The organism is Comamonas squillarum, from assembly GCF_025309455.1.
Lineage (GTDB): Bacteria > Pseudomonadota > Gammaproteobacteria > Burkholderiales > Burkholderiaceae_C > Comamonas > Comamonas squillarum.
In genome coordinates, this window is the sequence record NZ_CP104377.1 from 2,786,324 (window position 1) to 2,799,480 (window position 13,157).

General features: G+C 64.2%; 14 protein-coding genes. 6 read left to right on the forward strand and 8 right to left on the reverse strand.

All coding sequences use genetic code 11. The annotated features are described in order from the left end of the window. Positions 1 to 18: 18 nt before the first annotated feature. Together N4T19_RS12865 and N4T19_RS12870 are read left to right on the forward strand one after the other, a co-directional pair. A complete protein-coding gene (locus N4T19_RS12865) occupies positions 19 to 420 on the forward strand; it encodes a DUF779 domain-containing protein (protein ID WP_260718229.1) in 402 nt (133 codons plus the stop codon). A 172-nt stretch (positions 421 to 592) separates the two neighbouring features. Then, entirely contained in the window at positions 593 to 1,033 is a 441-nt protein-coding gene (locus N4T19_RS12870) for a polyhydroxyalkanoate granule-associated phasin (RefSeq protein ID WP_260718230.1), read from the forward strand. Positions 1,034 to 1,045: 12 nt separating this feature from the next. Here the strand turns inward: N4T19_RS12870 and N4T19_RS12875 are convergent, their stop codons facing one another. Beyond that, the gene (locus N4T19_RS12875; protein WP_182343665.1) at positions 1,046 to 2,872 is read right to left on the reverse strand and encodes an ABCB family ABC transporter ATP-binding protein/permease; all 1,827 of its coding nucleotides are present in this window, start codon (positions 2,870 to 2,872) and stop codon (positions 1,046 to 1,048) included. Between the two features lie 41 nt (positions 2,873 to 2,913). On the opposite strand from N4T19_RS12875, the gene N4T19_RS12880 reads away from it, so the two are divergent. Further along, complete coding sequence (locus N4T19_RS12880) at positions 2,914 to 3,327, forward strand: acyl-CoA thioesterase (RefSeq protein ID WP_021028940.1); 414 nt, start codon at positions 2,914 to 2,916, stop codon at positions 3,325 to 3,327. A gap of 105 nt (positions 3,328 to 3,432) precedes the next feature. Here N4T19_RS12880 and N4T19_RS12885 read toward each other — a convergent pair whose 3' ends face one another. Together N4T19_RS12885 and N4T19_RS12890 are read right to left on the reverse strand one after the other, a co-directional pair. After that, complete coding sequence (locus N4T19_RS12885) at positions 3,433 to 4,053, reverse strand: bactofilin family protein (protein ID WP_260718231.1); 621 nt, start codon at positions 4,051 to 4,053, stop codon at positions 3,433 to 3,435. Between the two features lie 172 nt (positions 4,054 to 4,225). Next, positions 4,226 to 4,741 carry a thioesterase family protein gene (locus N4T19_RS12890; RefSeq protein WP_116926379.1) on the reverse strand — a complete coding sequence of 172 codons (516 nt, stop codon included), beginning with the start codon at positions 4,739 to 4,741 and terminating at the stop codon, positions 4,226 to 4,228. 99 nt (positions 4,742 to 4,840) lie between these two features. On the opposite strand from N4T19_RS12890, the gene N4T19_RS12895 reads away from it, so the two are divergent. From N4T19_RS12895 to N4T19_RS12905, 3 genes are read left to right on the forward strand one after another with little or no spacing between them, the layout of a single operon-like run. Next, positions 4,841 to 5,908: a glycosyltransferase family 2 protein gene (locus tag N4T19_RS12895; protein WP_116926378.1), complete on the forward strand. Its 1,068-nt coding sequence runs from the start codon at positions 4,841 to 4,843 to the stop codon at positions 5,906 to 5,908. After that, positions 5,905 to 6,330: a GtrA family protein gene (locus tag N4T19_RS12900; RefSeq protein WP_409935205.1), complete on the forward strand. Its 426-nt coding sequence runs from the start codon at positions 5,905 to 5,907 to the stop codon at positions 6,328 to 6,330. Before N4T19_RS12895 ends, N4T19_RS12900 begins: the two co-directional genes overlap by 4 nt. Positions 6,331 to 6,335: 5 nt before the next feature. After that, positions 6,336 to 7,151, forward strand: a complete 816-nt coding sequence (locus tag N4T19_RS12905; protein ID WP_260718233.1) for a ChbG/HpnK family deacetylase — start codon at positions 6,336 to 6,338, stop codon at positions 7,149 to 7,151. Positions 7,152 to 7,158: 7 nt separating this feature from the next. Here N4T19_RS12905 and N4T19_RS12910 read toward each other — a convergent pair whose 3' ends face one another. The 5 genes from N4T19_RS12910 to N4T19_RS12930 all read right to left on the reverse strand — a co-directional run bounded on the left by N4T19_RS12910 (position 7,159) and on the right by N4T19_RS12930 (position 13,110). After that, entirely contained in the window at positions 7,159 to 7,941 is a 783-nt protein-coding gene (locus N4T19_RS12910; RefSeq protein WP_116926376.1) for an enoyl-CoA hydratase, read from the reverse strand. 93 nt (positions 7,942 to 8,034) lie between these two features. Continuing rightward, positions 8,035 to 8,877: a thioesterase family protein gene (locus N4T19_RS12915; RefSeq protein ID WP_116926375.1), complete on the reverse strand. Its 843-nt coding sequence runs from the start codon at positions 8,875 to 8,877 to the stop codon at positions 8,035 to 8,037. A 164-nt stretch (positions 8,878 to 9,041) separates the two neighbouring features. Further along, complete coding sequence (locus tag N4T19_RS12920; protein WP_260718234.1) at positions 9,042 to 10,241, reverse strand: acetyl-CoA C-acyltransferase; 1,200 nt, start codon at positions 10,239 to 10,241, stop codon at positions 9,042 to 9,044. A gap of 2 nt (positions 10,242 to 10,243) precedes the next feature. Next, complete coding sequence (locus N4T19_RS12925; RefSeq protein WP_182343675.1) at positions 10,244 to 10,693, reverse strand: endonuclease domain-containing protein; 450 nt, start codon at positions 10,691 to 10,693, stop codon at positions 10,244 to 10,246. Between the two features lie 8 nt (positions 10,694 to 10,701). Then, on the reverse strand, positions 10,702 to 13,110 hold the full coding sequence (locus N4T19_RS12930) for a 3-hydroxyacyl-CoA dehydrogenase/enoyl-CoA hydratase family protein (RefSeq protein WP_260718235.1): 2,409 nt from the start codon (positions 13,108 to 13,110) through the stop codon (positions 10,702 to 10,704). Positions 13,111 to 13,157: the final 47 nt, after the last annotated feature.

Consider the following 13,157-nt stretch of genomic DNA (forward strand, 5'->3'; position numbering starts at 1 on the left):
CTCACAGGAGACAGCAACATGGTTGTGGAAAAGGTAGTGGCCACCCCGGCCGCGCAAGCGCTGATTGCCTTGCTCAAAGACAAGCATGGCCCTGGCCTGATGTTTCACCAATCGGGCGGCTGCTGCGACAACAGCGCGGCCAACTGCTACCTGCTGGGCGAGCTGACGATTGGCCAGGGCGATGTCTACCTGGGCGATATAGGGGGCTGCCCGTTTTACATGAGCACCTCCCAGTACGCGTACTGGAAGCACACCCAGCTGATCATCGATGTGATCGACACGCACGGCGGCGGCACCTTCTCACTCGAAGGCCCCGAGGGCAAGGCCTTTCACACGCGCTCGCGCGTCTTCAGCAGCGACGAGCTGGAGGCGCTGCAGCAACAGGACGCGCCAGCCATTGCAAACAATGCGCAGTCCTAGGCCAGGTCAAGCGCTGCACCTACCCCACAAGAATGGTGCAAGAAATACAGGTATTCTTTTCATATCAATGGCTTAAGCAATAACCATGGGTGCAGGCAGGTGAAGTTGCTGCAATGCAGCATTCTTCAAAGCTTTCTACAATTTCCTTAGTTTTAACCCACTGGGAATGCCCATGACTGCAAGACACACTACCCAAGCCAAGGTCCAGAATCTGGCCACCAAAAGCCTGGAGCTCAGCTTGGCTGCTCCCCAGGTGGTCGCACAACGCGTGGGCCGCATGATGCTCGCTGGCACCCAGCCTTCGGCGCGCGACCAGCAAGAGTTCTACCGTATGGGCAACGAAAAGGTCACCGCCTTTTACGAATCCTGGATCGGGATGTGGACCCAGGCCTGTACAGCCTACTGGCAGGCCGCCGCCAGCCTGTATACCGTCCCAGGGCCGCTCACCCCCGGCAGCAGCAACCCGCTGGCCGCCTTTGGCGTGGGCAAGGCTACCTCGCGCATGGTCACGCAGCAGGTACGGGCCGTCACCGACGTGCTCAACGCCGGCATCACACCCGTCCATGCCAAGGCCGTAAGCAACGTCAAGCGGCTCTCGCGCAGCAAGCGCTAAGCAAATTTCAATCTACTGCTGCACCTGGTTGCGCTGCAAGGCCCACATGCTGGCATAGCGCGCACCCTGCGCCAGCAGCTGCGCATGGGTGCCGCGCTCCACAATGCGGCCGGCGTCCATCACCAGGATTTCATGCGCATCCACCACGGTGGACAGGCGGTGGGCAATCACCAAGGTGGTCTTGCCCTGCGCGGCCTTTTGCAGCTCCTGCTGGATGGCGCGCTCGTTGGCCGAGTCCAGCGCCGAGGTGGCCTCGTCAAAGATGAGGATCGGCGGGTTCTTGAGCAAGGTGCGGGCAATGGCCACGCGCTGCTTTTCGCCGCCCGAGAGCTTGAGCCCGCGCTCACCCACACGGGTGGCATAGCCTTCGGGTGAGGCGGCGATCATCGTGTGGATGCGCGCGGCCTGCGCAGCCTGCACGATCTCCTGTTGCGATGCGCCGGGCCGGCCATAGGCGATGTTGTAGGCGACGGTGTCATTGAACAGCACGGTGTCCTGCGGCACGATGCCGATGGCGCGGCGCAGGCTGTCCTGCGTCAGATCGCGGATGTCCTGGCCCGCAATGCGGATGGCGCCCGCCTGCACATCGTAAAAACGAAAGATCAACCGCGCGAGCGTGGATTTGCCGGCGCCCGAAGGGCCCACCACCGCGACGGTCTTGCCCGCAGGCACGACAAAGCTCAGGCCCTGCAAAATGGGGCGATCCGGGTGGTAGGCAAAATGCACGTCGTCAAAACGCAGCTCAGGCTCGGCCTGCAGCGCCAGCGGCTGGGCCGTCGGCGCATCAGCCACCTCGCGCTGCTGGTCCATCAGCACAAACATGCGGTCGAGGTCGGTCAGGCTTTGCTTGATCTCGCGGTACAAGGTGCCCAGGAAATTGAGCGGAATGTACAGCTGGATCATGAAGGCATTGATCATCACCAGATCGCCCAGGCTGAGCCGGCCGTCGACCACGCCCTGGGTGGCACGCCACAGCATTGCGACCAGCGCGACTGCAATGATCAGCTGCTGGCCACTGTTGAGCAGGCTCAGGCTGCTTTGGCTCTTGAGGCGCGAGCGGCGCAGTTTTTCCAGATCCCCGTCATAGCGCTGGGCTTCAAAGGCCTCGTTGTTGAAGTACTTCACCGTCTCGTAGTTCAGCAGCGAGTCAATCGCCTTGCTGTGCGCCGAGGAGTCGATCAGGTTCGCCTCGCGCCGAAAATGCGTGCGCCACTGGGTGACCACCACGGTGAACGTGATGTAGACCGTGAGCGCAACGATGGTGATGATGGCAAACCAGATATCGAACTGCACGGCCAGAATGCCCAGCACCAGCGCCAGCTCGATCAAGGTGGGCACGATGCTGTAGAGCGAGTAGGAGATGAGGGATTCCACCCCTTTGACGCCGCGCTCGATATCGCGCGTCATGCCGCCGGTCTGGCGCTCGAGGTGAAAGCGCAGGCTCATCGCATGCAGATGCTCAAAGGTCTGCAGCGCAATTGCGCGCGCGGCGCCCTGCGTGGCTTTGGAGAACACCAGCTCGCGCAGCTCGCCAAACACCGAGGTCAAAAGCCGCAGGCCCCCGTAGGCCAGCAGCAGTCCCACCGGCACCACCAGCAAGGCCTGGGGTTGGCCGGGCCGGATATCGAGCGCATCGACCACATGCTTGAGCAGTACCGGCACGCCGACATTGGCCACCTTGGCCCCCACCATCAGCACCAGGGCGGCGAGCACCCGCCACTTGTAGGTCCACAAATACGGCAGCAGTCGCTTCAAGGTACGGCCGTCGCCAGCGGTCAGATTTTTTCCATCACTAGGGGTAGGGCTTGTGGCGGCGGGCGCCTCGGCATAACGTCGCATCGGAGACAATGGTGGGTTTGTTATAGACCTCCATTGTGACCATGAATACCCCACGCACCGCATCCAACGCGCTTCCCCAGGACAAAGAGCTGGTTTTGCGCGTGGTTCCCATGCCCGCCGACTGCAATGCCAACGGCGATATCTTTGGCGGCTGGGTCATGTCGCAGGTGGATCTGGGCGGCTCGGTACTGCCGCTGCGCCACTCGCGCGGCCGCACCGTCACCGTGGCGGTCAATGAATTCATCTTCAAGCAGCCCGTGCGCGTGGGCGACATCCTGTCGTTCTACGCCAAGCTGGTGCGTGTGGGCACGACCTCGATGACGGTTCAGGTCGAGGTGTTTGCCGAGCGCCTGTCCAAGCAAGGCCAGTTCTTCAAGGTGACCGAGGCGACCTTGACCTATGTCGCCATCGATGACGAAGGCCATCCCCGCACCGTGCCTCCGCTGCCGGTCTGACCGGCCATGGGCCACCGGCGACCGGCCTAAAAACACCAAAGCCGCTGCAACGCAAATCTGCGCTGCAGCGGCTTTTTCACAAGCGGGAGGCCGGGGCCTCAGCGATCAAGCCAGGCTTTCGGCGGGCTTTTCCGTCTTGCTGGTCGTGGTGCTGGCGGCCACGGTTTTGCGCGTGCTGTTGGAGCACTCGATCTCGCCGGTCAGCTGACCACCTTCTTCGATGATGACCTTGCCGTAGCGGATCTTGCCGTGCACACGGCCGCTGCCAAAAATCACCAGCTTGTCGCGCACCGTCAGGTTGCCTTCGAATTCGCCATGGATTTCGGCGATATCGATCTCCGCCGAGCCACGGAAGGCCCCTTCTGCGGCAATCTGGATCACGCGCGAATCCATCGTGGCCTCGACCGTGCCTTCCACCACCAAGGTGTCGCAATCGGTGATCTCAACGCCCTTGAGCTTGATATTGGGGCCAACAGTCAGTTTGCTGCCGGTGCCGGCGGTGGTGTCAGTGGTCACGGTGCTGGTGTAGGAAGAGGTAGGAGAGAGGTTGCTGGGCTCGTCGGCCTTGTGGCCGCTCAGGTTGCCGCCGAGCACGGAGCTGGCAGAGCCCGCTGCGGTGCTGGGCAAGGTGCTGCCCGAAGTACTCGAAGCATTGCCTCCCATGAATTTGGAGGCAGAAGAGTCATTGTCACGGCGTCCGCCGAAGAAAGGGTTTTGTACAGCCATCGGTTCTCCTTGTGAAAAGCTTCAACATGCTATTCAATTTATAGCTAGGGTGTTCACAAAATTTGACACTAGTCGTAACAGGCGGCAACTATGGCGGCCTTTCCTATCAATACTTTCATAGGTCGGACAAATCTCACATTTCCCAACATCGCAATAGTACCGCCAGCCCGCTTCAGGACACGATATAGGCCGCCGTGGCCGTGGCCAGCACCTGGCCGCTGCTGTCGCAAAAATCCGAGCGCGTCGTGGCCACCCGCGAGCCCAAGCGCAGCACCCGGGCCTGCAGCCCAAAAGGGCCGTGGGTGCCCGGACGCAGGTAGTCGACCCGCAAATCAATGGTGCCCAGCTTGGCAAAACGCATCAGGCGCTGCATCACCGGCTCACCCACATGTTTGGCGCCGGAGGCCGCCATCACCGCGATGCCGCCCAGCGCATCCAGGCTGGCACTGATGACGCCCCCGTGCACGCGCTGCAGGCCAAAATGGCCAATCAGCTCGGCGCGCATCTCCAGACTCGCCCAGACCGCATCGTCCTGCACGGCCTGGAGCTTGAGCCCCAGCAGCTTGTTGAAAACGATGCGCTCTTCAAAAATGTCGCGCAGGCCTTCGACATAGGCGTTATCCAGGCCCTGCATGGAGACATAGGCTGGTGCTTTGGAATGCGGGGCAGGCAAGGTGGCGGTGCTCATCCACCGCAGTATGCAGTCAAGCGCCCTGCACGGCAATCGCAGATTCTGCTGGGATGCCACCGCGCCATGCGCTAGACTGCGCGCAAATGCAGCCCATCTATGCCTGATACCCTGCCCCCCGCCCCGCCCGCCGCCCGCACAGCGCCCAGGCCGCCCTTGCGCCTGAGCTGCGTGGTGCCCGCCTACAACGAAGCCAGCAACCTGGAAGCCTTTCTGCCCGCCCTGTACGAGACGGTGCGCGCGCTGTCCGTGGAATGCGAGATTGTGCTGGTCAACGACGGCAGCAAGGATGCGACCGATGAGGTGGCCCAGCGCCTGGGCCAGCAGCTGCCGCTGCACTACATCCAGCTGGCGCGCAATTTTGGCAAGGAAGCGGCGATGACCGCCGGGCTCGACTATGCACGCGGCAATGCGGTGCTGTTGATCGATGCGGATTTTCAGCACCCGCTGCCCCTGATTGCTGAGATGGTGCAGCTGTGGCAGGGCGGCTATGACATGGTCTACGGCGTGATTGCCGACCGCGCCGGCGAAGCCAAGGCCAAGCGCTGGGGCACGTCGCTGTTCTACTACCTGATGAACCGCGACAACGCGATCCATATCCCCGAGAATGCCGGCGATTTCCGGCTCATGGACCGCAAGGTCGTCGATGCGCTGCGCCAGTTGCCCGAGCGCAACCGTTTCATGAAGGGCTTGTACGCCTGGGTCGGCTTCAAGAGCGTGGCACTGCCCTTTGTGCCCGACAGCCGGCGCAGCGGCCAGTCCAGCTTCAATTTTCACCGGCTCTTCGCGCTGGCGTTCCAGGGCCTGACCTCGTTCACCACCTTGCCGCTGCGTATCTGGAGCCTGGTGGGCTTTTGCATCTCGGTTATCGCCATCATCTACGGCATCTACATCACCATCGAGACCCTGGTGCTGGACAACCCCATCGATGGCTGGCCGACCTTGGCCGCCGGCCTGATGCTGTTCTCCGGCGTGCAGCTGATGTCCATCGGCATGCTGGGCGAGTACATCGGCCGCATTTACGACGAGGTCAAGCGCCGGCCCCTGTACATCGTGGCGAACAACGACGACCGCAGCCCCGTGAGCAGCGAGCCCGCTGCGCCCCCGCTTGTGCCCGCATCCGCCACCGCGCCCGCACCGGTCGCGCCGATGCCGCCGGAGTCCTGAGCTTGCCGATCGCTGCCTTGGCCGATCGCCTGCGCAGACTGCCCCAGGGGCTGCAGTTTATTGCCGTGGGCGGCTCGGCCGCTGCCACCCATTTGCTGGTGGTGCTGCTGCTGGTCGGCGGCGCAGGCATGGCACCGCTGCTGGCCAATGTGCTGGCTTTTCTGGTCGCCTTTGTGGTCAGCTACAGCGGGCACGCCTGGCTGACCTTTGCCGATAAACAGGCGCCGCATGCCCAGGCGCTGCCGCGCTTCTTTCTGGTCGCCTGCAGCTCCTTTGCCCTCAATGAACTGCTCTACTACCTGGCCCTGCACCAGCTGCACTTGCACTACGCCTGGAGCCTGGTCGCGGTGCTGGTCGTCGTGGCGGTATTCACCTTTGCCGCGGCCAAGTGCTGGGCCTTTGCCCACGCTGCGTCGCACTGAGCACCATGAAACACATCACCCTCTGCGCCGACGATTTTGCGCTGCACCCGGCCATCGACGCCGCCGTGCTGGAGCTGGCGGCGCTGGGCCGCCTCTCGGCCACCAGCTGCATGACCACGGCACCGGGCTGGCGCACAGCGGCGCGCGCCTTGCCGGCTGTGCGCGGCCAGCTGGACCTGGGCCTGCATTTCAACCTGACCGAAGGCCATGGCGTGGCGCCCGATACCCCCATCACGCGCATTCTCAGCCAGGCCTATACCGCCCGGCTGTCTGCTACTGCGCTGCGCGATGCCTGGCGCCGCCAGCTCGATGCCTTTGAGGATGCGTTGGGCATGCCGCCCGTCTATGTGGATGGCCACCAGCATGTGCACCAGCTGCCCGGCGTGCGCAAAGCGATGCTGGCTGAACTCGAAGCGCGCTATGGCGCAGCAGCGGCCCGGCAAATCTGGATCCGCTCCACGGCCCCTGCGGGCGCCCTGCGCTGGCAGGCCAAATCAGCCACGATTGCGCTCCTGGGCGGCTGGCGCCTCAGCCACCAGCTGCAGCGCCAGCATTGGGCCACCAACCAAGGCTTTGCCGGGGTCTATGGTTTTGATGCGCCGACGGAAGCCGCCTATGGCGGCCTGATGGCCCAATGGCTGGCCGAATGCCAAGACGGCAGTTTGCTGATGTGCCACCCGGCGCAAACGCCGATGCCCAATGACGCCATTGGCCAGCAGCGGCCGGTGGAATGGGCCTATCTGCGCTCGCCCGCGTTTGGCGCGCTGCTGGCAGCGCAGGGCTGCCGCATTGGCAAGCTGGTGCCTGCCAAGGGCGCCTAAGCAGGGATCACAGACCGCTGAAGTTGGGCTTGCGCTTTTCCATAAAGGCCTGCATCGCCTCTTTGGCAGCGGGCTGCTGCAGCAGATCGGCAAACACACGGCCTTCTTCGGCGATGCGCGACTGAACGGCTGCCATCTGGCCGCTCTTGAGCAGGCGCTTGCTGGCCATCAGCGAGGCCAGCGGCTTGGCGGCCAGCTTGGCGGCTTGCGCCTGGGCGATGGTGTTGCATTCGGTCGGGGGCACCACGCGGTTGACCAGGCCCACTTCCAGTGCCGCCTCGGCCATGAAGGGGTCGCCCAGCAGCAAGGCCTCGCAGGCACGCTGGTGGCCCATCAGCTGGGGCAGCAGCAGGCTGGATGCGCCTTCGGGGCAGAAGCCCAGGTTCACGAACGGCAGCGAGAACATCGCGTTGTCACCGGCATAGACCAGGTCGCAGTGCAGCAGCATCGTCGTGCCAATGCCCACGGCCGGGCCGCAGACGGCCGCGACGATCGGCTTGGGGAACGCGGCCAGTGCCTGCAAAAACTGGAACGGCGGCGCGTTGTCATCGGGCTTGGGGCCGTGGAGGAAATCGCCCAGGTCGTTGCCCGCCGTGAACACCGAGGCATCGCCCTGGAACAGCACCACGCGCACCTCGGCGCTGCTGGCGGCCTGCTGCAAGACCTCCGCCAGGGCCAGGTACATGGCGCCGGTCAGCGAGTTCTTCTTGGCCACCCGGTTGAAGGTGATGGTGCAGATGCCCGCTTCGGCCAGCACCCGGATATCGTCGCACGAGGATTGGATCGTCATAACAGTCTCTCAAAAAAGGGGTCGGTGCCGGGCCCGGGCCACGGCCAGGGCGCACACCGAAGACGCTGGCATGCTAACCGGATTTGGCGCGCCTTATTCCTTGTAATAGACCAGCTGGTGGCTGGTGGCCAGCAAAACGCCCTGGGGGGACCAGATCTGCGCGGTCTGGTCAAAAAAACCATCCCGAAAGCCCTGGCCCTGGGCCTGGGCCAGCACCGGCTGGGTGCCGACTGCGGCCAATTGCTCGGCACTGGCATGCACATAGACCGTCAAGGACACGGTGCCCACCGGCACGCGCTTGGCGCGGCGCAGCCAGATGCGAGGAAAAAACACGTCACACAGCGAGGTGAGCGCCGGCACATCGAGCGGGCGCGGGGGCTCGTCACTGACCCACATGCGGGTCAGGCTCGGGCTGCTTGCGCCGTCCCACTCCGTCGGATAGCCGCCCAACAGCGGGCGGATGTTGTAGCGGTTCAGCCATTCCACGCGGAAATCGGTGGTGTAGCGTTCCACCGCGCTGGAAGGCGGCACCTCGGGCATCACGTACTCGTCATCCGACCAGGTATCGCGCGCCAGGGCCGTCATCGCGGTCGCGGTGGTCGTCGTGGACCACTGGCCCTCGGCGTCTTGCTCGCGCAAGGTGATGATCCAGTGCTGGGTGCTGCGATTGGTGCGCGCCGGGATGGCTTCGATCACATAAGGCCGCTCGCCCACGGCGCCGGCGTAGTTCACGGTGACCGCCACCAGATCGCCCAGGCGCTGCGGGTGCTGCAGCACGGCCTGGGCCACTTGCGCAGCAGTGATGCCGCCGTAGGGCCCGACCATGTTCCAGTAGTCCTTGCTAGCCTGCGCCGCATACTGGTTCTGGCCGCTGGGTTCCATGGCCATCGCACGGTCAAAGGCATGGCGGGCGTGGTGGGAGGAGAGTTCACTCATTCGGACATCTTTCGCAGAAATTTTCGAATCCGCCGAAAACGCCATGTGCCCGTACCAAGCCTTTCAAGACCTGTCTTGCAGTTGCATTTTCTGCCACCCGACATTAGCAGCCAACGGCATCTGTTGCAGCCCAGTGGGCGACAGATGCCGTAGCCAGCGCCGGTTTAGATGCGCTCCAGAATGCCCGCCGCGCCCTGCCCCATGCCCACGCACATGGTCACCATGCCGTACTTGAGCTTGTTGCGCTGCAGCGCATGCACGACGGTGGCCGCGCGGATGGCACCGGTGGCGCCCAGCGGGTGGCCCAGCGCAATTGCGCCGCCCATGGGGTTGACCTTGGCCGGATCCATGCCCAGCTGCTGCATGACCGCGATCGACTGCGCGGCAAAGGCCTCGTTCAGCTCGATCCAGTCGATATCCTGCAAGGACAGGCCGGCATGGCGCAGCGCGACCGGGATCGCCTCGATCGGGCCAATACCCATGATCTCGGGCGGCACGCCCTTGCTGGCATAGCTGACAAAGCGCGCCAGCGGCGTCAGGTTAAAGCGCTTGAGCGCCGCCTCGCTCACCACCAGCAAGGCACCTGCACCATCGCTGGTCTGCGAGCTGTTGCCGGCAGTGACAGAGCCGCGCGCCGCAAACACGGTGCGCAGCTTGGCCAGTCCCTCGATCGACGTGTCCGGGCGCGGGCCTTCATCGAGGTCCACCGTGCGCGAGCGGCTGACCGCCTCACCCCGGGCGATGTCCACCCCCCGGTCGGTCACGGTGATCGGCGTGATCTCAGCGGCAAAATCGCCGGCCTGCTGCGCCGCCAGCGCGCGCTGGTGAGACTGCAGTGCAAAGACATCCTGGGCATCGCGGCTCACCTTCCAGCGCTGCGCGACTTTCTCGGCAGTCAGCCCCATGCCGTAGGCAATGCCGACATCGCCTTCGCGCTCAAAGATGGACGGCGACAGCGACGGCGAGTTGCCCATCATCGGCACCATGCTCATGCTCTCTACACCGGCGGCGATCATCACATCTGCCTCACCCACGCGGATGCGGTCGGCCGCCATCTGCAGTGCCGTCAGGCCCGATGCGCAAAAGCGGTTGACCGTCACCCCGCCCACCCCCACCGGCAGCCCTGCCAGCACCGCGCTGATACGCGCCACATTCAGGCCCTGCTGGGCTTCGGGGATCGCGCAGCCGCAAACCACATCCTCAATCGCCTGCGGGTCCAGCCCCGGCACCTGCGCCAGCACGGCCTTCATCGTGGTGGCCAGCAGATCGTCAGGGCGCATATTGCGCAGATAGCCTTTGTGCGACTTGCCAATCGGCGTGCGCGTCGCCGCAACGATGTAGGCGTCTTGAACTTGTTTACTCATGGTCACTCGTCCTCTGTATTCACCTCCCTCTCCCGCAAGCGGGAGAGGGCTGGGGTGAGGGCCTGCAGCAGCTGCGCAAGCACCTCGTTGGTTTGTTGCAATACGTCGTGGTTCCAGAATCGCAGCACGCGCAAGCCTTGCTGATGCAACCACACCGTGCGCTGCTGGTCATAGGCTTGCGCCTGCAGATCCGCATGCTGGCCGCCATCGATCTCCACCACCAGACCCTGCTCCAGGCAGACAAAATCCAGGATGTAAGGCCCCAGCGGATGCTGTCTGCGGAACTTGGCGCCCGCCAGTTGGCGGTTGCGCAGGTGGCGCCAGAGCAGTTGTTCTGCAGTGGTGGAGGCTTGGCGCAGGGCGCGGGCTTGCTGCACGCTGACATCCGCCCTCACCCCTGCCCTCTCCCGCTTGCGGGAGAGGGTGTTGGAGAGCAGGGCGTTGTCTTGCATGCTGGGCCTCAGTTGCGGACCGGCTTGCCGGTGTTCAGCATGCCCAGAATGCGCTCCTGGGTTTTTTCCTTCACGATCAGGTCGGTGAAGGCCTTGCGCTCCAGCGCCATCAGGTACTCCTCGTTCACCAGGGTGCCGGCATCCACATCGCCGCCGCAGACCACATCGGCCATATGGCTGGCGATCAGCATGTCGTGCTCGGTGATGAAGCCGCCTTCGCGCATGTTGACCAGGGTGCTGCGCAAGGTGGCTGCACCACTGCGGCCGGCCACCGGGAAGGGCTTGCGCTGCGGTGGGCGCCAGCCCGACTGCGCCATGGCCTTGGCCTGCGTCAGCGCCACAAACAGCAGCTCGTCGCGGTGCGGCACGATGACATCATCGGCCTGCAGGTAGCCGATGGCCTGCGACTCCAGCGCGCTGGTGCCGACTGTGGCCTTGGCGGCTGCGGTAAAGCCATTGGCCAGGAAGGGCAGCAGATCCGTGCCGGTGGAATACTGCGCATGGCGCGCGGCCTGGTAGGCGACATTGGTGAGGCCGCCGGCGCCGGGCACCAGGCCCACGCCCATCTCCACCAGGCCGATATAGCTTTCCATATGCGCCACGCGGCGTGCGCAGTGCAGCAGCAGCTCGCAGCCGCCGCCCAGCGCCATGCCATGCACAGCGCCAACCACCGGGATCTGCGCATAGCGCACCGACAGGAAGAGCTGCTGCATCACCTGCTCGATCTGATCGATGGCCATCGGGCCTTGCAGTGCAAAGGCCGGCATCATCGCCTGCAGATCGGCGCCCACGCTGAACGGTGCATCGCCCGACCAGACGACCATCGCATCAAAATCCTTTTCGGCCAGCGTCAGCGCGGCCTGCAGGTCTTCCATCACATCGGGGCTGATGGCATGCATCTTGGTCTTGATGCTGAAGACCAGCACCTGGTCATCGAGGGTCCAACTGCGTGAGGCCTTGCTCTCGGCCAGGGTGCGGCCTGCCGTGCGCCAGTCCTGCGCGGGCGCGCTCGTCTCGCCCAGCACGCGCTCGGGAAAGAGCTGGCGCGCATAGACCGGCAGATCGCGGCGCGGCACAAAGCGGTTCTCGGCAGCGCTCCAGGAGCCCTGCGCCGTGTGCACACCGCCGGCGTCCGCCACGGGGCCTTCAAACACCCATTGCGGCAGCGGCTCGGTGCTGAGTGCCTTGCCAGCGTCAATGTCCTCCTGCACCATCTTGGCCACCTGCAGCCAGCCGGCTTCCTGCCACAGCTCGAACGGGCCTTGCTGCATGCCAAAGCCCCAGCGCATGGCCAGATCCACATCGCGGGCATTGTCGGCAATGTCTTTCAGGTGCACGGCGGCGTAGTGGAAGCTGTTGCGCAAGATGGCCCAGAGGAACTGGCCTTGCGCGCCCTCGCTGCCCCGCAGCAGCTGCAGGCGCTCGCCCGCCGGCTTTTTCAGCATGCGGGTATAGACGTCGTTGCCCTTTTCGCCCGAGGGCACATAGGCCTGGTGCGCGGAGTCAAAGCGCTCGATGCCCATCTTGGTCTTGCGGTAAAAACCCGCCTTGGTCTTTTGGCCCAGCGCGCCGTTGGCGATCAGCTGGGTCAATACCGCCGGCGTGGTGTAGCTGGCGTAGAACGAGTCGCTCTGCGCCGTCAGCTGGGTCTGCATCGTCGCTATGACATGGGCCAGGGTGTCCAGGCCCACCACATCGGCGGTGCGGAAGGTGCCCGAGCTCGCACGCCCCAGCTTCTTGCCAGTCAGGTCATCGACCACGTCGTAGCTGAGACCAAAGCGCTCGGCCTCGGCAATGGTCGACAGCATGCCCGCCACGCCGACGCGGTTGGCAACAAAGTTGGGCGTGTCCTTGGCGCGGATGACGCCCTTGCCCAGCTGGCTGGTAGCAAAGCTCTCGAGCTGGTCCAGCACCTGGGGCTCGGTCGCTGCCGTGGGGATCAGCTCCACCAGCTGCATATAGCGCGGGGGGTTGAAGAAGTGGATGCCGCAGAAGCGGTGGCGCAGCTGCTCTGGCAATGCTTCCGACAACGCAGTGATCGACAGCCCCGAGGTGTTGGAAGCCAGGATCGCATGGGGTGCGACAAACGGCGCAATCTGGTGGTACAGATCACGCTTCCAGTCCATGCGCTCGGCAATCGCCTCGATCACCAGGTCGCAGTCCTTGAGCTGCGCCAGGTGTTCTTCGTAGTTGGCGGGCGTGATCAGATCCGCTTCAGCCGCCACGCCCAGCGGCGAGGGCTTGAGCTTTTTCAGGTTGGCAATGGCCTTCTGGGCAATCGCGCTTTTGGGGCCTTCCTTGGCAGGAAGGTCAAACAGCACCACCGGCACGCGCACATTGACGAGGTGGGCCGCAATCTGCGCGCCCATCACGCCGGCGCCGAGCACCGCCACTTTTTTCACCACAAATCGGGACATGGTTACTCCACATTTCATGGCTGTCAGCCCCTGATAGGGATTCGCTG